Source organism: Actinoallomurus iriomotensis, from assembly GCF_030269445.1.
GTDB classification, from domain to species: domain Bacteria; phylum Actinomycetota; class Actinomycetes; order Streptosporangiales; family Streptosporangiaceae; genus Actinoallomurus; species Actinoallomurus iriomotensis.
The window spans coordinates 231823-250177 of record NZ_BSTJ01000015.1; the positions used below are offsets into that span (position 1 = coordinate 231823).

The 18355-nt window shown below is 75.1% G+C and carries 19 protein-coding genes; 9 read left to right on the top strand and 10 right to left on the bottom strand.

Features of this window, described 5'->3' with window-relative positions; genetic code table 11:
* Nucleotides 1–394: 394 nt before the first annotated feature.
* The 7 genes from QSK37_RS44600 to QSK37_RS44630 are packed head-to-tail and all read left to right on the top strand — an operon-like array spanning nt 395 to nt 8858.
* The gene (locus tag QSK37_RS44600; protein WP_285634006.1) at nt 395–2005 is read left to right on the top strand and encodes a carbamoyltransferase family protein; all 1611 of its coding nucleotides are present in this window, start codon (nt 395–397) and stop codon (nt 2003–2005) included.
* Nucleotides 2002–3462: an HAD-IIIA family hydrolase gene (locus tag QSK37_RS44605; RefSeq protein WP_285634009.1), complete on the top strand. Its 1461-nt coding sequence runs from the start codon at nt 2002–2004 to the stop codon at nt 3460–3462. Before QSK37_RS44600 ends, QSK37_RS44605 begins: the two co-directional genes overlap by 4 nt.
* The gene (locus QSK37_RS44610) at nt 3459–4442 is read left to right on the top strand and encodes a glycosyltransferase family 9 protein (RefSeq protein ID WP_285634012.1); all 984 of its coding nucleotides are present in this window, start codon (nt 3459–3461) and stop codon (nt 4440–4442) included. The genes QSK37_RS44605 and QSK37_RS44610 overlap by 4 nt, the downstream gene beginning before the upstream one ends.
* Before the next feature lies 1 nt (nt 4443).
* Nucleotides 4444–5361 carry a glycosyltransferase gene (locus QSK37_RS44615; RefSeq protein WP_285634015.1) on the top strand — a complete coding sequence of 306 codons (918 nt, stop codon included), beginning with the start codon at nt 4444–4446 and terminating at the stop codon, nt 5359–5361.
* Entirely contained in the window at nt 5358–6569 is a 1212-nt protein-coding gene (locus QSK37_RS44620; RefSeq protein ID WP_285634018.1) for a glycosyltransferase, read from the top strand. The genes QSK37_RS44615 and QSK37_RS44620 overlap by 4 nt, the downstream gene beginning before the upstream one ends.
* A gap of 10 nt (nt 6570–6579) precedes the next feature.
* On the top strand, nt 6580–7914 hold the full coding sequence (rfaE2, locus tag QSK37_RS44625; protein ID WP_285634021.1) for a D-glycero-beta-D-manno-heptose 1-phosphate adenylyltransferase: 1335 nt from the start codon (nt 6580–6582) through the stop codon (nt 7912–7914).
* A complete protein-coding gene (locus tag QSK37_RS44630) occupies nt 7911–8858 on the top strand; it encodes a glycosyltransferase family 9 protein (protein WP_285634023.1) in 948 nt (315 codons plus the stop codon). Before rfaE2 ends, QSK37_RS44630 begins: the two co-directional genes overlap by 4 nt.
* 47 nt (nt 8859–8905) lie before the next feature.
* On the opposite strand, the gene QSK37_RS44635 is transcribed toward QSK37_RS44630, so the two are convergent.
* The 8 genes from QSK37_RS44635 to QSK37_RS44670 form a co-directional block, all read right to left on the bottom strand.
* On the bottom strand, nt 8906–9856 hold the full coding sequence (locus QSK37_RS44635; RefSeq protein ID WP_285634026.1) for a UDP-glucuronic acid decarboxylase family protein: 951 nt from the start codon (nt 9854–9856) through the stop codon (nt 8906–8908).
* 27 nt (nt 9857–9883) lie between these two features.
* Nucleotides 9884–10786 carry a glycosyltransferase family 2 protein gene (locus QSK37_RS44640; protein ID WP_285634028.1) on the bottom strand — a complete coding sequence of 301 codons (903 nt, stop codon included), beginning with the start codon at nt 10784–10786 and terminating at the stop codon, nt 9884–9886.
* Nucleotides 10783–11646: a glycosyltransferase family 2 protein gene (locus QSK37_RS44645; protein ID WP_285634031.1), complete on the bottom strand. Its 864-nt coding sequence runs from the start codon at nt 11644–11646 to the stop codon at nt 10783–10785. Before QSK37_RS44645 ends, QSK37_RS44640 begins: the two co-directional genes overlap by 4 nt.
* Before the next feature lie 205 nt (nt 11647–11851).
* Nucleotides 11852–12787 carry an alpha/beta hydrolase gene (locus tag QSK37_RS44650; protein WP_285634034.1) on the bottom strand — a complete coding sequence of 312 codons (936 nt, stop codon included), beginning with the start codon at nt 12785–12787 and terminating at the stop codon, nt 11852–11854.
* Nucleotides 12784–13272, bottom strand: coding sequence for a hypothetical protein (locus QSK37_RS44655; protein WP_285634037.1), 489 nt, complete (start codon nt 13270–13272; stop codon nt 12784–12786). Before QSK37_RS44655 ends, QSK37_RS44650 begins: the two co-directional genes overlap by 4 nt.
* 99 nt (nt 13273–13371) lie before the next feature.
* Complete coding sequence (locus QSK37_RS44660) at nt 13372–14409, bottom strand: ArsR/SmtB family transcription factor (RefSeq protein ID WP_285634040.1); 1038 nt, start codon at nt 14407–14409, stop codon at nt 13372–13374.
* Nucleotides 14410–14412: 3 nt separating this feature from the next.
* On the bottom strand, nt 14413–15315 hold the full coding sequence (locus tag QSK37_RS44665) for an NAD(P)-dependent oxidoreductase (RefSeq protein WP_285634043.1): 903 nt from the start codon (nt 15313–15315) through the stop codon (nt 14413–14415).
* A complete protein-coding gene (locus QSK37_RS44670) occupies nt 15296–16144 on the bottom strand; it encodes an SDR family oxidoreductase (protein WP_285634046.1) in 849 nt (282 codons plus the stop codon). Before QSK37_RS44670 ends, QSK37_RS44665 begins: the two co-directional genes overlap by 20 nt.
* Before the next feature lie 116 nt (nt 16145–16260).
* Here QSK37_RS44670 and QSK37_RS44675 point away from each other — a divergent pair, with 116 nt between their 5' ends.
* Nucleotides 16261–16491 (top strand): hypothetical protein, encoded by a 231-nt coding sequence (locus QSK37_RS44675; RefSeq protein ID WP_285634049.1) that lies wholly within the window; start codon nt 16261–16263, stop codon nt 16489–16491.
* Nucleotides 16492–16529: 38 nt separating this feature from the next.
* A complete protein-coding gene (locus QSK37_RS44680; protein ID WP_285634052.1) occupies nt 16530–17069 on the top strand; it encodes a cysteine hydrolase family protein in 540 nt (179 codons plus the stop codon).
* Between the two features lie 37 nt (nt 17070–17106).
* Here QSK37_RS44680 and QSK37_RS44685 read toward each other — a convergent pair whose 3' ends face one another.
* Together QSK37_RS44685 and QSK37_RS44690 are read right to left on the bottom strand one after the other, a co-directional pair.
* Entirely contained in the window at nt 17107–17931 is an 825-nt protein-coding gene (locus QSK37_RS44685; protein WP_285634055.1) for an SDR family oxidoreductase, read from the bottom strand.
* A 44-nt stretch (nt 17932–17975) separates the two neighbouring features.
* Nucleotides 17976–18335, bottom strand: coding sequence for an STAS domain-containing protein (locus QSK37_RS44690; protein WP_285634057.1), 360 nt, complete (start codon nt 18333–18335; stop codon nt 17976–17978).
* Between the last annotated feature and the right edge of the window lie 20 nt (nt 18336–18355).

Consider the following 18355-nt stretch of genomic DNA (forward strand, 5'->3'; position numbering starts at 1 on the left):
CCGCCCGAGGGTCCCCGCCCAGGGGCCCCCGCCCAGGGGTGCCCAGGGGTCCCCGCCCGCCCTGGGGGGCCAGCCCACTTCCATTGTCAAACGCCGAAGTCTCCGGGCGGAAGACCGGCGCGGGGCCTGTGGACAACGCGGATCGGGCCCCGGACGGCGCGGGCGGCGGGTCGCCGCCGCGACGTGCCCGCAGGGCCGGCGATCGCGCTCGGCGTCGGTGGTCCTGCCCGCCCGGCCGGGCGGGGGCGGCGAGGCATGCTCGCCCGGTCCCACCGCCGGGTCGCGTAGGCGCTCCGGCAGGCCGGGGCGGTGTTTGCCGAGCGGCTTGTGGGGCAGCGCGAGTGCTCTGTGCCCCGGGAAAGGCGACAGGCATGCTCTTGCGAGGGAGGTCAGCGTGCGGGTACTCGGGATCAACGCGATCTTTCACGATCCGGCCGCGGCGCTCGTGGCCGACGGTCGCATCGTCGCGGCGGCCGAAGAGGAACGTTTCAGCAGACGCAAGCACGGCAAGCGGCCGGTCCCGTTCTCCGCCTGGGAACAGCCCGTCCTGTCGGCCCGCTGGTGCCTGGAGCAGGCCGGTCTGCGGCCCGAGGACCTCGATCTCGTCGGCTTCTCCTACGATCCCTCGCTCGCACGGCCGGCCGAGTCGATGGGCCTGCACGACCCCTGGGACCACCTGCGGATCATGTACGCCGAGCAGGCCCCGAGCCTGCTGGCCGACGCCCTGCCGGGGCTGGATCCGGCCAAGGTACGGTTCGTCCCCCACCACGTCGCGCACGCCGCCTCGGCGCTGCTCGGACGCGAGGGCAGCGTCCTGGTCTGCGACGGCCGCGGGGAGTGCGCCTCCCACCTGAGCGGCCGTGACTCCCCCGACGGCCTGGAGGTGCTGGCGAGCCAGGAGCTGCCGCACTCCCTCGGCCTGATGTACGAGGACCTCACGCAGCATCTGGGCTTCCTGCGCTCCAGCGACGAGTACAAGGTCATGGCGATGGCCTCGTACGGCAAGCCGCGCCACCTGGACCTGCTGCGGGAGTCCGTGCGCGCCACCGAGGACGGCGGGTTCGTCACCGGCGCGATCGACTGGGAACGCCTGGCGCCCGCCCGCGCCCCGGACGAGCAGTGGACGCAGGAGCACGCCGACCTGGCCGCGAGCGTGCAGCGGCGGCTGGAGGAGGTCCTGCTCGACCTGGCGAACTGGATCCACGAGCGCACCGGCGACCGCACCCTGATGATCGCGGGCGGCACCGGGCTCAACTGCGTGGCCAACACCGTCCTGTCCGAACAGGGCCCGTTCGACCACGTCTGGGTGCAGCCCGCCGCCGGGGACGCCGGCACGGCGCTCGGCGCGGCCGTGCACCTCGCGCGGAGCGGACCGCTGGAGTTCGCCCCCGGCCTCGGGCGCGAGTTCGGCGACGCGGAGATCGAGGAGGCGCTGCGTACGGCGCGGGTGCCGTACGAGCGGCCGCCGGACGTCGCCGAGGCCGTGGCCGAGACGCTGGCGGACGACGGCATCGTCGCCTGGTTCCAGGGGCGCGCCGAGTACGGTCCGCGGGCGCTGGGCCACCGGTCGCTGCTCGCCCACCCGGGGCGCAAGGCGAACCTGGAGCGGCTCAACAACGTCAAGGGCCGCGAGCAGTTCCGCCCGGTCGCGCCGATGGTGCTCGCCGACCGGGCCGCGGAGATCTTCACGCGCGGCCCGCTGCCCAGCCCGTACATGCTCTTCGTGCACGACGTGACGTCCGCCTGGCAGGACCGGATCCCGGCCGTGGTGCACGTGGACGGCACCGCGCGCGTGCAGACCGTCGATCCGGCGGCCGAACCGCTGGTGGCCCGGATGCTCACTGCCTTCGAACGCCGTACCGGCCTGCCCGTCGTGGTCAACACCAGCCTCAACACCGCCGGGCGTCCGATGGTCGACAGTCCCCGAGACGCGCTGGAGTGCTTCGGCGCCACCCCCATCGACCTGCTGGCGATCGGCCCGTTCGTCCTCCGGAGGCCGGCATGAGGTACGCCGTCGTCATCCCGACCATCGGACGTGCCTGCCTCGCCGACTGCCTGAACGCCCTCGAACGGTCCCGCGGTCCGGAGCCCGACGAGATCGTGGTCGTCGACGACCGGCCGGGCGGCGGCCCCCCGCTCGACGTGCCCGGCACGGTCGTCCGCAGCGGCGGCCGTGGCCCTGCGGCGGCCCGCAACACCGGCTGGCGGATCACCACCGCGCCCTGGGTGGCGTTCCTCGACGACGACGTACGGGTCACCGAGACCTGGCGGGAGGACCTGCGGCGCGACCTGGAGAACGCCTCGCCGGAGACCGGCGGGATTCAGGGCCGCGTCACCGTGCCGCTGCCGGACGGGCGCCGCCCGACCGACTGGGAGCGCGGCACGGCCGGGCTCGCCGACGCCTGGTGGATCACCGCGGACATGGCCTACCGGCGTGACGCGCTGGTCGAGACCGGCGGGTTCGACGAGCGCTTCCCCCGCGCGTTCCGCGAGGACGCCGACATGGCTCTGCGGACGATGGACGCCGGATGGGTACTGACCAAGGGCGAGCGGCGCACCGTGCACCCCGTACGGGCCGCGTCCCGGTGGGCGAGCGTGCGCGCGCAGGCCGGCAACGCCGACGACGCGCTCATGCGCGCCGTCCACGGACCCGGATGGCACAGCCGGGCCCGCGCCGATCCCGGGCGTCGCGGACGGCACCTGGCGATCACCGCCGCCGGCGCGCTCGCCGCCGGGCTGACCGCCGCCGGCCGGCCCAGGGCCGGGGCGCTGGCCGGCGCCGCCGCGCTCGCCGGGATCGCCGAGTTCGCCGCAGCCCGCGTCGCGCCCGGTCCCCGGACCCGCGACGAGATCCTCACCATGGCGGCCACCAGCGCGCTCATCCCCCCGATGGCCACGTGGCACTGGCTGCGCGGCCTCGCGACGACCCGCGGCGAGCGTGCCTGGCCGGGCCCGGCGAAGGCGGTGCTGTTCGACCGCGACGGCACGCTCGTCTACGACGTCCCGTACAACGGCGATCCGGAGAAGGTCGAGCCCATGCCGGACGCGGCCTCCGCGGTGCGCCTGGCCCGTGACGCGGGCGTGCGTGTCGGCGTGGTCTCCAACCAGTCCGGCGTCGCGCGCGGCCTGGTCACCGAGGACGACGTCCAGCGCGTCAACAAGCGGGTGGACGAGCTGCTCGGGCCCTTCGACACGTGGCAGGTGTGCCCGCACGACGGCGGATGCGCCTGCCGTAAGCCGGCGCCCGGCCTGGTGTTCCAGGCGGCGACCGCCCTCGGGGTCCGCCCCGACGAGTGCGTGCTGATCGGCGACATCGGCTCGGACGTGGCCGCCGCCCGCGCCGCCGGAGCCCGCAGCGTCCTCGTGCCGACCGCCGAGACGCTGGAGTCCGAGTGCCGGGGAGCACGGGTGGCCGGGTCGCTCACCGAGGCGGTGCGGTTCGCGCTCGGGGAGCGGCGATGAGCACTCTCGTCGTGCGCCTGGACAACGCGGGCGACGTACTGCTGTGCGGCCCCGCGGTCCGCGCGGCGGCCGCCGGGTCCCGGCACGTCACGTTGCTCGCCGGACCGGAGGGCGCGGACGCCGCGCGGCTCCTGCCCGGCGTCGACGAGGTGATCGTGTGGCGCGCGCCCTGGGCGGGCTTCGACCCGCCGCCGGTGGACCGCCGTGAGGTGGCGGACCTGGTCGCGCGGCTCGGCGGTTTCGACCGTGCGCTGATCCTGACCTCCTTCCACCAGTCGCCGCTGCCGGCCGCGCTGCTGCTTCGGCTCGCCGGGGTCGGGCACATCGCGGCGATCAGCGAGGACTATCCGGGCTCCCTGCTCGACGTACGTCACCGGGTCGACGACGACATCCCCGAGGCCGAACGCGCGCTGTCGCTGGCCCGCGCGGCCGGCTTCGACCTGCCGGCCGGCGACGACGGCCGCCTCGCCGTCCGTCGTCCCCTACCGCCCGCGCCGCTCGACGGCCGGTACGTCGTGCTCCATCCGGGGGTGTCGGTGCCCGCGCGCGCCTGGCCCGAGGGGCACTGCGCGCGGGCCGTACGCGAGCTGGCGGCGCGCGGCCGGCGGGTCGTGGTGACCGGCGGGCCGGGCGAACGCGCGCTGACCGCGCGGGTCGCGGGCGACGCGGGCCTGGACCTCGGCGGCCGAACGACCTTCGCCGAACTCGCCGGCGTCCTCGCGGGGGCGAGCGCCGTCGTGGCCGGGAACACCGGCCCCGCGCACCTCGCCGCCGCCGTCGGCACGCCGGTGGTCTCGCTGTTCGCGCCGGTCGTGCCCGCGGTCCGCTGGGCGCCGTACGGCGTGCGGCACGTGCTGCTCGGCGACCAGGACGCCCCCTGTCGTGACACGCGCGCACGTGAGTGCCCCGTCGCCGGGCACCCGTGCCTGACTTCGGTGCGGCCCGCCGACGTGGTGGCCGCCGTCGAGGAGGTGTGCTGACGTGAGAATCCTGCTCTGGCACGTGCACGGCTCGTACACCACGGCCCTCGTGCAGGGGCGGCACGAGTACTTCGTCCCGGTGACGCCCGACCGCGGCCCCGACGGGCTCGGCCGCGCCCGTACCTGGGACTGGCCCGCGTCCGTGCGGGAGGTGCCGCTGGACCGGATCGCCGAGACCGAGCCCGACGTCGTCATCCTGCAACGGCCGCACGAGGAGGAGCTCGTACGGCCCCTGGGCCGGGTGCCGACCGTCTACCTCGAGCACGACGCCCCCTGGGGGGACGTGCCGCTCAGCCGGCATCCGCTGGCCGACCGGCCGGACCTGCGCCTGGTGCACGTCACCCACTTCAACGACCTGTTCTGGGACTGCGGCACGACTCCGACGACCGTGGTCGAACACGGGGTGGTCGACCCGGGACCGCTGTGGACCGGGGAGGTACCGCGCGCCGCCGTGGTCGTCAACGAGCCGGTCCGGCGGGGACGCTACGTCGGCACCGACCTGCTGCCCCGGCTGGACGCGCCGCTGGACGTGTTCGGGATGAAGGTCTCCGGGCTGACCGGCTGCCGCACGTACGAGGACCTGCCCCAGGACCGGATGCACGCCGAGCTGGCCCGCCGCCGCGTCTACGTCCACCCGATCCGGTGGACCTCGCTCGGCCTGTCCCTGCTGGAGGCGATGCACCTGGGGATGCCCGTGGTCGCGCTCGCCACGACCGAGGTGGTCGAGGCGGTGCCGTCCTCGGCCGGGACGATCTCGACCGACGTCGACGTGCTGCGCGCCGCGATCCGGCGGTATCTCGCCGATCCCGGCGAGGCCGCCGAGGCGGGGCGCGCCGCCCGCGAGAGCGTGCTGGGCCGGTACGGCCTCCAGCGGTTCCTCGACGACTGGGACCGCGTCCTGAAAGAGGTGACGGCATGAGGATCGCGTTGGTCTCCGAACACGCCAGTCCACTGGCCGTGCTGGGCGAAGCGGACGCCGGCGGGCAGAACGTGCACGTCGCGGCGCTCGCCGACCACCTGTGCCGACGCGGTCACGAGGTGACCGTGCACACGCGCCGGGACGACCCCGGCCTGCCCGACCGCGTCGTCGTCGACGCCGGATACACGGTCGAGCACGTGCCGGCGGGACCACCCGAGCCGGTGCCCAAGGACCTGCTGCTGCCGCACATGCGGGAGTTCGGGCAGGAGCTGGGCCGCCGGTGGCGGGCCCGGCCGCCCGACGTGGCGCACGCGCACTTCTGGATGTCGGGGCTGGCCTCGCTCGCGGCGAGCGAGGGCGCCGTCCCGGTCGCGCTGACCTACCACGCGCTCGGCACGGTCAAGCGGCGTCACCTGGGCGAGGACGACCCGAGCCCGGCCGGCCGCCTCGACGTCGAGCGCCGCATCGGGCAGGACGCCGACCACATCATCGCCACGTGCAGCGACGAGGTGTTCGAACTGGCCGCGATGGGCGTGACCCACCGCAGGACGACCATCGTGCCCTGCGGCGTGGACCTGGCGCGGCTCCGCCCGGACGGGCCGGCCGACGACCGCGTGCCGCGCCGCGAACGCCACCGGCTCATCTACGTCGGCCGTCTCGTCGAGCGCAAGGGCGTGGAGACGGCCGTCCGGGCGCTCGTGGACCTGCCTGACGCCGAGCTCGTCGTCGCCGGCGGTCCCGCCGCCAGCGAGCTCGACGGCGACCGTGAGGCCTGCCGGCTGCGGAAGGTCGCCGCCGAGGTGGGCGTCGCCGACCGGCTGGTGATGCTGGGCGGTGTGCCCCCGGCGGACGTGCCTGCGCTGCTGCGCTCGGCCGACGTGGCCGTCTTCACCCCCTGGTACGAGCCGTTCGGCATCGCGCCGGTCGAGGCGATGGCGTGCGGCGTGCCGGTGGTCGCCTCGGCGGTCGGCGGGATCGTCGACACGGTGGCGGGCGGGGTCACCGGCGAGCACGTGCCGCCGCGCCGGCCCGACGTACTGGCCGCCACGCTGCGCGCGCTGCTGGACGACCCGGAGCGTCTCGCGGCGTACGGCCGCGCCGGCGCCGGGCGGGCCCGCTCACGCTACTCCTGGGAGCACGTGGCCGCCCGCACCGAGACCGTCTACGACCGGCTGGCACGGCGGCGGCCCATGGCGGCGAGCCAGTGAAGGAGATCCGATGAAGCCCGTGGTCATCGTCGGCGACGTGATGCTCGACCGCGACCTGGACGGGCGGGCCGAACGGCTCAGCCCGGACGCACCGGTCCCGGTGGTCGACGCCGTCGAGGAGCACACCCGTCCCGGAGGCGCGGGGCTGGCCGCCTTGCTGGCGGCCGACGACGGGCCGGACGTGGTCCTGGTGACGCCGCTCGGCGCCGACCGCGTCAGCCGTACGCTGCGCGACCTGCTCGCGCCGCGCGTGCGCGTGGTCGCGCTGCCGCTCAGCGAGAGCCCGGCGGAGAAGACCCGCGTCCGCGCGGGCGGCCATCCGCTGGTGCGGATCGACCGAACCGCGCCGGGTGCCGTCGGCGAGCCGGGCCGGGAGGTCCAGGCGGTGCTCGCCGACGCGGGGGCGGTCCTCGTCTCCGACTACGGCCGGGGCACGGCGGCGCAGCCGCGGATGCGCGAGCTGCTCGCCGACGCCGCGCGCCGGGTGCCGCTCGTGTGGGACCCCCACCCGCGCGGCGCCGACCCGGTGCCCCGCGCCCGGCTGATCTGCCCGAACCTGAGCGAGGCCCTCGCCTGGTGCGACCGGCGGGAGGACGACCTCGACGCGGTGACCCGGAGCGCGGAGGAGATCCTGCGCCGCTACCGGGCCGACGGCGTCGCGGTGACGATGGGCGAGCGCGGCGCGCTGCTGTCGCACGGCTCGGGCGCCCCGCAGATCTTCCCCGCCGAGCCGGTCACGGGCCGCGACACGTGCGGGGCCGGCGACCGGTTCGCCGCGACCGCGGCCCGCCTGCTGGCCCGGGGCGCGCTGCCGTCCGAGGCGGTCGAGGCCGCCGTGGCCGCGGCCGCCGCCTTCGTCGAGCGGGGCGCGGCCTCCGCGCTCTCCCAGACCCCGGCGCCCCGGCCCGTACGGGACCCGGTGGCCGCCGTGCGCGAGGCGGGCGGCACCGTCGTGGCGACGGGCGGCTGCTTCGACGTCCTGCACGCCGGGCACGTGGCGACGTTGCGCGCCGCGCGGGCGCTGGGCGACTGCCTCGTCGTCTGCCTCAACTCCGACGCGTCGGTGCGCCGCGCCAAGGGCCCCGACCGCCCGGTCAACCCGGCCGCCGACCGGGCCGCCGTGCTGAACGCGCTGGAGTGCGTCGACGCCGTGGAGGTGTTCGAGGAGGACACGCCGGAGGAGATCCTGCGCCGGCTGCGCCCGGACGTGTGGGTCAAGGGCGGCGACTACACCGTCGACCGGCTCCCCGAGGCGTCGGTCGTGGCGAGCTGGGGCGGGCGCACGGTCGTGCTGCCCTACCTGCCCGGACGCTCCACGACGCGGATCCTGGCACATCGATCATGAGGGTGCTCATGCTGCGGGCCCTCGGGCTCGGCGACTTCCTCACGGCGGTGCCGGCCTACCGCGCGCTGCGCGCGGCGTACCCGGAGCACGAGACGGTCCTGGCCGCGCCGCCCGTGCTCGCGCCCCTGGCGGAACTGACCGGCGCGATCGACCGGCTCCTGCCGGCGCGTGAGCTGGAGCGGCTCTCCTGGGACGGCCCGCCGCCGGAGGTCGCGGTCGACCTGCACGGCGACGGCCCGGCCAGCCACCGCCTCGTGGAGGAGCTTTCCGCCCCGCTGACGATGCTCTACGCCTCGCCGCAGGCACCGGACGCGAAGGGTCCCTGGTGGGACCCTGGCGAGCACGAGGTCACGCGGTGGTGCCGGCTGCCGGAGTGGTACGGCGTGCCGGCGGACCCCGCCGACCTGCGGCTGCGTTCGCCGGGCCCCTCTCCGTACGCGGGGATGGTCGTGCTGCACCCCGGCGCCGCGAGCACGGGCCGCCGCTGGCCCGCCGGGCGGTTCGCGGCGGTCGCCCGCGCGCTGACCGCCGAGGGACACCGCGTGGTCCTCACCGGCGCGCCGGACGAGCAGGATCTGACCCGGCGGATCGCGGCCGAGGCGGGCCTGCCGCCCGACGCCGCCCTGGAGACGACACTGGCGGAACTGGCGGCCGTCATCGCGTCGGCCAGCGCCGTGATCAGCAACGACACGGGCACGTCACACCTGGCCACGGCGTACGGAACCCCCTCCGTCACGCTCTTCGGGCCGGTGTCCCCGGCCCTGTGGGGTCCCCCGCCGGACCGTCCGGAACACGTCGCCCTCTGGCACGGCACCGGCGGCCGGCCCGGCGACGCCCACGGCACCGAGACCGACCCCCGGCTCCTGCTGATCACCGTCGAGGAGGTACTCGACGCGACGACGCGCGTAGCAGGTCAGGATCGCCGCCACCGGCTGGACCGATAGCGGCAGGAGGCCGGAGACGCGGCGTTCGCTTCTGAAGACGCGCGTGCTCACGTGTCCGCGAGGTACTCCTGGAACCACTTCACGGTGCGGGCGAGGCCGTCGTCGGGGTCGATCCGGGGGTGCCAGCCCAGCTCGCGTTCGGCGAGTGAGCAGTCCGGCCGGCGTACACGCGGGTCGTCCACCGGGCGGTCGATGAACTCGATCTCCGATGAGGAGCCGGCGAGCGCGCGGATCCGCTCGGCCAGGTCCAGGACGCTCATCTCCTCGGAGTTGCCGATGTTCATCGGGCCCGGGTGCGCGGAGCCCGCGAGGGCGAGGATGCCGGACACGGTGTCGTCGACGTAGCAGATCGAGCGGGTCTGGGAGCCGTCGCCGGCCACGGTCAGCGGCTCGTCGCGCAGCGCCTGGCGGATGAAGGTGGGGATCGCGCGCCCGTCGTCGGGGCGCATGCGGGGGCCGTAGGTGTTGAAGATCCGGACGATGGCGGTGTCGACGTCCTTGCTCGCGCGGTACGCGGTGGTGAGCGCCTCGGAGAACCGCTTGGCCTCGTCGTACACGCCGCGCGGGCCGACGGGGTTCACGTTGCCCCAGTACGACTCCGGCTGCGGGTGGACGAGCGGGTCGCCGTAGACCTCCGAGGTGGAGGCGAGGAGGAAGCGCGCGCCCTTCTCGACGGCCAGGCCGAGCGCGTGCAGCGTGCCCAGGCTGCCGACCTTGAGCGTGTCGAGCGGCAGGCGCAGGTAGTCGATCGGTGACGCCGGCGACGCGAAGTGCAGGACCAGGTCGACGGGCCCCGGCACGTGCACGAAGTCGGTCAGGTCGCAGCGGATGATCCGCATCCGCGGATGTTCCTGCAGGTGCGCCAGGTTGGCCGGGGCGCCGGTCAGGAAGTTGTCCAGGCAGACGACCTCCGTGCCGGTCTCCAGCAGGCGTTCGCAGAGGTGCGAGCCCAGGAAACCGGCCCCACCGGTGACCACGGCACGCTCAAAGGTTCGCATCGTCACAGCTCAATCCCTTCTCCCGCATTACCCCACGTACCTTCGGGCGACGGACCTGCGTTGCGGCTCCTCCAGCAGCCGCAGTCCCTCCTCGACGTCGCGCGGCACCACGCGGCGTTCGCGCACCACCCACGGCAGCCCGGCGACGGCGGCGGCCAGCGCGCGGGCGCTCGTGGTGTCGCGCGGCAGCGAGCCGACGACCACGCCGGTACGGCGCAGCGCGTCCCGGACCGGCCGCCGCAGCCAGGTCGTCCACAGCGTGTTCCGGATGCCCAGGCGGCGGCGCTCGGTGGCGTCGCGGGCGGACGAGGCGGCGTGGTGGACCACGACGTCGCCGCGGTAGCACATCCACCAGCCGCGCGCGGCCAGGTCGATGGCGAGGAGCTCCTCCTCGCCGCCGAGCCACAGCCGCGGTGAGAACCCGCCGACCTCGCGGAACGCCGTCACGCGCAGCATGCTGGCGCCCGCGAGGATGCCGAGCAGGGCGGGGCCGGGCAGCCAGCCCGGCGCGGGCAGCGGCGAACCGTCGAGTTCGGCGACGATCGGGTCCTCCGCGCCGCCGGGCTCGACCACGATCCGGCCCGTCACCGACGCCAGCCCGGCGTGGGCGTCCAGCAGGTCCGCCGCCGTGCTCAGGGCGCCCGGCTCCCACCAGGTGTCGTCGTCGCAGAACGCGACGTACGGCGAGGCGACCTGGTGCACGGCCACGTTGCGCGCGGTCGCGCCGAGGTTGCGGTCGCTCCGCAAAAGCCGTACCCGGGGGAAGCGGTCCGCGACCATGGCGGCGCTGCCGTCACGTGAGCCGTTGTCGACGACGATGATCTCCGGGCGTTCCGGCAGCGCGACCATGTGGCCGAGAGTGCGGGCGAGCTCCGCGCACCGGTCACGGGTGATGATGACGACGGTCACCCGCTCGTCGCGGGCCCTCACACCGTCTCCAGCAGTCGCGCGTGACGCTCGACGGGCTCCGGCAGCCGCCGCCGGTCGCGCAGCGCGGCCGGGAGGCGGACGAGCGCCGACGGCCAGGCCGACCGCGCGGCGGCCGAGGTCGCCGCGCGGCCCGCCAGGCTCAGGGTCCGGGCGAGCGCCAACGGCACGGGCCGCCGCAGCCAGGCCGTGAGCATCTCGTTGCGCAGCTCCAGGCCCCGGCGGCGCTCGGGTGCGTCGCGCACCGGCGAGGGCCGGTGGACCGCCACCACCGAGGAGACGTAGCTCAGCCCCCAGCCGGCCGCGGCCAGGTCGTAGGCGAGCAGGCGTTCCTCCCCCACGAAGAACAGCACCTCGCTGAAGCCGCCGACCTCCAGGAACGCCGTACGGCGCACGATCGCGGCGCAGCACAGGAAGCCGAGGACCGCGGGGCCCGGCAGGCGGTCGTCGGCCGGCAGCGGGCTGTCCGCCATCAGCCCGGCGATCGGGTCGGGTCGCCGCTCGTCCCCGACGAGCGGCCGCCCGGCGATCAGGCCCAGGCGCGGATGGGCGTCGAACAGCTCGGCGGCGGTGGCGAGCGCGCCCGGCTCCCACCAGGAGTCGTCGTCGCTGAACGCGACGTACGGCGTGCGGGCCTCCTCGACCCCCAGGTTCCGTGCGACCGCGCCGAGGTTGCGCCGGAGGGCGAGCACCCGTACGCCGGGGAAGTCACGGCGCACGGCCTCGGCGGTGCCGTCGGCGGAGGCGTTGTCGACGACGATGATCTCGGGACGGTCGGGCAGCCTCCGCAGCCGGCGCAGCGTGTGCGCCAGCTCGTCCCGCCGGTCCCGGGTCGCGATGACCACGGTGACGCGTGACGCCATGAGCCTCCCCCTTCGTCGGCCGCCGACCTGTCACCGGGTTCCCGCTCTACCCTCCCGCCACGGAACATGCGCCCCCGTACGGCGCCGCGGACCCTTCACGCCCCCCTTTCCCCATCGTGTACCGCGGACCCGGCGGACCGCTACGGCCCGCCGATGACACCTGGTGCCGCCTTCGGCCACGACGACCAAGCGGCCGACCGGCAGGTCACGGCTCGCCGAAGGCCTCGCGCAGCTCCGCGGCGATCAGACCGATCGCGTGGTCCCCGGCGGACAGGGCGCCGCAGAAGTTCAAGAACGCGTGCATCGTCCCGGCGTACTCCACGTGGGTCACGTCCACGCCCGCCGCGTCCAGGCGGGCGGCGTAGGCGCGCGCGTCGTCGCGGAGCGGGTCACGCCCGGCGCCGATGACCAGGGCCGGCGGCAGCCCCGCCAGGCTCGCCGCGCGCAGCGGCGCCGCGTACGGGGTGACCTCCCGCCCGGCCAGGTACGCCGCGTTCGCCCAGCCGGGCCGGGCGCTGAGGAACACTCCGTCGAACTCACGGGCGGAGTCGGTGTCCTGGCCGAAGTCGAGCAACGGGTAGCACAGGACCTGGCGGGCCGGTGGCGGGTCGCCCTCGTCGCGCCCGGCCAGGCAGGCGGCGGCGACCAGGTTGGCCCCGGCGCTCTGCCCGCCCGCGGCGAGCCGCCCGTCGCCGCCGAGGACCGGCCCGTGCTCGGCCAGCCAGCGCATCGCGTCGCAGGTGTCGTGCAGGGCGGCCGGGAACGGGTGCTCGGGGGCGAGCCGGTACTCCAGCGAGGCCACCGCGCACCCGGACAGCCGTGCGAGCCGCGAGCACACGTGGTCGAGGTCGCCCACCGAGCCGCCGATGAAGGCCCCGCCGTGCAGCCACAGCAGGATCGGCCGCGGCCCGCCCGGCGTCCGGTAGAGCCGGACGAGGACCGGCCCTCCCCGGGCGGGCAGGTACAGGTCCGCCGCCCGTACGGCGGGGTCGGGCGCTCCGGCCAGGCCGGGGTCGGCCGGGTCGGCGCGGGCCGCCAGCAGGCTCGCGTGGTCGGTGATCTCCTCGACGGGACCGATCCGCGCCAGCAGGGCGTCGGTCTCCCCCGCGAACCCCGGTTCGCGGATGACGCGGGCCCTCACGACGACGCCTCGGGCAGGCGGCCGAGGTGGATCGCGGCGTGCCAGTACGCGGGGCGGCCCGGCACGGTCCAGACCCGCTGCGCCAGCGCGGCGCCGGAGGGCTCGATGCGGCCGAACTCCGCCAGCACCGCGTCGTGCACGGCGCCGAGCCGGTGGAGCAGCAGCTCCGAGGGGATCTCCCGGCCCGCCTCCACGCCGGCGCGGTTGAGGATCCGCCCGGCGTCCGGCGTCTCCCAGCGGGCGTCCAGGCTCCAGTGCGCCCGGCCCGCGGCCGCCTCGCTCAGCACGGCCAGGTTGATCTCGTCCCACATCAGCACGTGCGCGACCAGGTCGTGCAGTGACGCGCAGAAGTCGCCGAGCGGCCCGGAGTCCACGCGGTACTCGGCGGTCAGCTCCTCCTCGCCGCGCCCCTCGACCCGGGTGAGCAGCAGCTCGTGGTCGGCACGGAGACGACGCGTCGCCTCCTCGATCGACAGAGTTTCCACGTTCGCCCTTCTCGTCGTACGGGCCAACGACGGAATCACGCGGAGCCGGCGCGGGCCAGCGGACTGACGGATACCGTCAGTCCGCTGGCCCGCGGTGTCTCAGCGCAGCAGCAGGGCGACGAGGTCCGTGCCGAGCGCCTCGACGGCGGCCACGTCGAGGTGGTACCGCACGAACCGGCCGTGACGGACGGTGCCGGCCAGACCGGCCGCGGCCAGGGCGCGCAGATGCCGGTTGACCAGCGTGGGGTCGACGTTCCACAGGGCGGCGATCTCGCCGGCCGTCCGCGGCTCCGTCGCGATGGCGCGGGCGACCTCCAGCCGCCCCCGATGCGCCACGGCCTCCAGCCGCCGCAGCAGCTCCGGCACGGACGGGACCGGCGTGCCGCCGGGGGCGGCCGGGTGGATGAGCAGGAGCGGCCGGCCGGGCACGTCCGCGACGTACACGTGGGGGCGGACGAACACGCTGGGCGCCACGAGCAGGCCGCGGCCGGACACATCGTGCCGGACGTCCTGGATCTTGGCGATCCGCACCTCCCCGCCGGCCGCGCCGAGCGTCACCGACGGGTCGAGCGTGGTCAGCGCCGCCGCCGCGCCGTGCGCGTCCACCGTGGTGGCGAAGCGCCTCGCCCGCGCGGCCAGGACCGGGCGGATCCGGTCCCACTCGGCGGCGAACCACTCCTCCCGGCTGCGTTCGAGGAACCCGAGGAAGTCCGCCACGGCCTCCTCCGGCCGGGCCGCGAGCGCCTCGACCCGCGCCCGTACCGCGGGCCGGCGCGCACGCGCCCACCGCAGCGCGGCCGGAACGTCACCCGACCGGGAGACCGGCCGGAGCAGCTGATCGGCGAGCAGCCGCGCGGGCACGGCCCGCAGCCGGTCGAACGCGCCGGAGTCGTCCGGCGGCTCGGGAGTGACGAACGGCGTCGCCCTGATCGCCTGGGCGGTCCACCACCACGACTCGGTCCACTCCGCGAGGCGAGGGCTCAGCGAAGCCCGGATCCCGGCGGCCCAGGGGTCCGCGCCGTGGTGGCCGGGGTCACGCAGCACGTGCAGCGCGGAGCCGAACTCCACCAGCGCCGACACGACAGGCGCGGGCCGCGCCGGGCCGGCGCCGGCCAGGCCGGTGATCACAGTCGGCACGGGTCAATTCTCGTACGGGTGCCGCAGCCGCCGGTCCGCGCGTTCCTCCAGCAGCGCCACGGCCAGCAGTTCGCCGTCGACCGGCCCGAAGCGGTCCAGCGCACGCCGATAGGTGTCCTCGACCAGCTCGGACAGCGCGAAGGGCACCCCGTGCGCGCGGGCGAGGCCGGTCACGGCGGTGAGCTCCTCCAGGCACCGGTCGAGGCCGAAGGACGTCAGGTAGTCGCCGGCGAACAGGGCGGTCAGATCGCGGCGGATGAACTCACTCCCCGCGGCGCTGCCGGCCAGGACCCGCCGGAGCGTACCGAGGTCCAGGCCGGCGCTCGCGCCCAGCAGCAGAGCCTCGGCGGTGGCCACGGCCTGCCCGAACCACAACAGGTTGACCAGCAGCTTCGCGGTGTAGCCCGCACCGTGCCCGCCGACGCGCACGATCTGGGCGGGATCGGCGAGGATCTCCAGGATCGGCCGGCACCGCGCGAACACCGCCTCCTCGCCACCGGCGAAGATCCGCAGGGTGCCGGCGCGGGCCGCCTCCACGCCCCCGCCGACCGGCGCCTCCAGCACGTACGCTCCGCGCGCCAGGACCCGTTCGCGTACAGGGGTCGTGGCGGCCGGGTCGTTGCTGGTCATGTCGATCCAGACGGCGCCGGGCCGCAGCGCGTCCACCGCACCCGCCATCGCGTCCGTCACCTCTCGGGGACCGGGCAGCATCGTGATGAGCACGTCCGACTCGGCCGCGAGGTCGGCCATGCCGGGCAGCGGGCGGGCCCCGGCGACGACCGCCTCGGGCCGGATGTCGGTGGTCGCGACCGTACGGCCGGCCCGTACGAGGTTCGCGCACATCGGCGCGCCCATCCGGCCCAGCCCGGCGAAGCCGATCCGGCCGCTATCCCGGATGGATCTCACCTCCGGCGGGCACGAGGTTCTGTCCGGTGTAGAAGGAGGAAAGCCGGTTACTGGCGAAGAAGATGTACGACGGCGCGATCTCGTCCGGCTCGGCCGCCCGGCCCATGGGCGACTGCTCGCCGAAGCCCTCCACCCGTTCGGCGTCGAACGTGGCCGGGATCAGCGGCGTCCACACCGGACCCGGCGCGACGCAGTTGACCCGGATGCCACGGTCGGCCAGTGACTGCGCCATCGACTGGGCGAACGTCATCGCGGCCGCCTTGCTCGCCGCGTAGTCGATGAGCGTCTTGTTGCCGCGCAGCCCGTTGATCGAGCCGGTGAACACGATCGACCCGTCGTCCGGCATGTGGTCCAGGGCCTCCTGCACGGCCCAGAACAGGCTGTACACGTTGACGTTGAACGTGCGTTCGAGCTGGTCCGTGGTGATCTCGCGAACGTCCTGGACCGGCTTCTGCGTGCCGTGGTGGAGGACGAGCACGTCGATGCCGCCGAGCTCCTGCGCGGCGCGGCGTACCACCTCACGTGTGTGAGCCTCGTCGGCCATGTCGCCGCCCAGAGTCACGCAGCGCCGGCCCTCCTGCTCGACCAGCTTCTTGGTGTGCCGCGCGTCGGCGTCCTCGTCCAGGTAGGTGATGGCCACGTCCGCGCCCTCCTTGGCGAACCCCACCGCCACCGCCCGGCCGATCCCGGAGTCTCCCCCGGTCACCAGCGCCCGCCGGCCCGCCAGCAGCCCGCTCCCGGTGTAGTCGCGCATCTCGTCACGCGGCCGCGGTGTCATCTCCCCGGTCTCGCCCGGGTACGGCTGGCTCTGCGCCGGTTTGTCGCTCATGAACCCTCCTTCGATCGGCTGCTGGTACGGTCGGCGCGCTACCCGTGCGGCCCGGCCCGAAACGGCGGGGCGGCAATGCCCGAATGGTCCCTGACCTGGCGGGTAGGGCCGGAAGCATGAAGCGGAACAAGCACACCGAACGCGATGTGGAGCCGGACGAGGCCGTGGCCGCCAGCCGGGACACGGGCGGCGTGCCCGACCCCGACCAGCCCGACCAGGCGACGACGACGGGCACCACGCCGGACGAGGAGTTCGTGGGCCGGGTCACGGGCCAGGACGTGGGCTACGCCGAGGAGACCGGCGCCGAGGCCCGTGCCGCCGGCCACTCCCGCGACCGGGACGCGTAGACACCCCGTTCTTCCGCGAAGGGGGCAGGTGAGAGATCGTGAGTGTCACGGCTCTGGTCGTCATCGACATGCTCAACCCGTACGACCACGAGGACGGCGACCAGCTGGCGGCCGAGGCGGAGAAGATCGCCGAACCCCTGCACGGGCTGATCGAACGGGCGCGCGACCACGATGAGGTCCGCGTCGTGTACGTCAACGACAACTTCGGCGACTTCTCGGCGAGCCGGCAGGACCTGGTCGACCGTGCCCTCAAGGGCCGCCGGCCGGACATCGTGAAGCCGATCGTCCCCCCGCCGGACGCGACGTTCCTGACCAAGGTGCGGCACAGCGTGTTCTACGGAACGCCGCTGGAGTACCTGCTGCAGCGCATCGACGCCGAACGCCTCATCCTCACCGGCCAGGTGACCGAACAGTGCGTGCTCTACAGCGCCCTGGACGCGTACGTGCGCCACTTCCCGATCATGATCCCCCGCGACGCCGTGGCCTGCATCGACCCCGAACTGGGCGACGCCGCACTCCGCATGATGGAACGGAACATGCGCGCCGACATCGTCACCACCGCCGAGTGCCTCCGCTGACCGCCTCGGCCGACGACGGCCTACCGGACCGGGGCGTTCAGCCCTCGCGCCAGGCGGCGGAGTCCAGGGCGCCCGCCGCCTGCGGCCCCATCAGGACCAGGCCGCCGTCGACGAACAGCGAGGCGCCCGTGACGTACGAGGCGGACGGGTCGGTGAGGAACGCGATGGCCGCCGCCACCTCGCGGGCGTCGCCCGGGCGGCCCAGCGGGTAGCCGGGACGGGTGTCCGGGCGGGGCGGCTGGTCCTCCTGGCCCGTCATCGGCGTGGCGATCTCCCCCGGCGCGACGGTGTTCACGGTGATCCCGTACGGGGAGAGCTCCAGCGCGAGCACCCGCGCCAGCATCTTCAGGCCGCCCTTGGCCGCACAGTACGGCCCGGCGCCGACCCGCGGATACTCCTCGTGCACGCTCGTCACGTTGACGATGCGGCCCCCGCCGCCCTGCGAGGTCATCCGGCGGGCCGCCCGCTGGGCGCACAGGAAGGCGCCGTCGAGGTCGACCGACAGCACGGACCGCCACTCGTCGTACTCCATCTCCAGGAGCGAGCGGCCGCTGCCGGTGCCGGCGTTGTTGACCAGCACCCCGATGCCGCCCAGTTCGTCGGCGAGCTCGTCCACGACGCCCGCCGCGGTGACCGGATCGGTCAGGTCGTGGCGGCGCACCGCGCACGTCCGGCCGAGCGCGCGGACCTCCTCGGCGGTACGCCGTGCGCCGTCCTCGTCACGGTGGAAGGTGATCCCCACGTCGAGGCCGCGCTCGGCCAGCGTGACCGCGGTGGCCTTGCCGATGCCGGAGTCGGCACCGGTGATCACCGCGATGCTCGGGTAGCCGGTCCCATGGACCGGGGCGTCTGCTGCGGTCATGCCCGCGCCCTACCCGTACGGGGCGTGAGGAACCCGAACGCCTCTCACACCCGGTGCAACCGGCGGTGGGCCGCCGCGAGACCGGTCGCGACCTGGTCGTCGCACGCGAAGCCCACCAGTTCGGCGACCCGGCGGACGGAACCGGTGTCCGGCAGCGCCACGCACGCCGGAGTGTGCAGGACGTCGGCCCGCCGCCGGACCCGCGTGATCGCGCGCAGGCCGGCGCAGTCGCAGAAGCTCGTGGTCGTCAGGTCCACGATCAGCGCGGTCACACCCTGGTCCAGGAGGCTGAACAGCGCTTCACGGATCATCGGCGCGTTGTAGGCGTCGATCTCGGGCGGCAGCACGACGGTGTCTCCGCGCACCGTTGTCACGGGCAGCTGGAATGGCGTCAAGGCAGGCATTGCCGGCTCCTCACATCGCA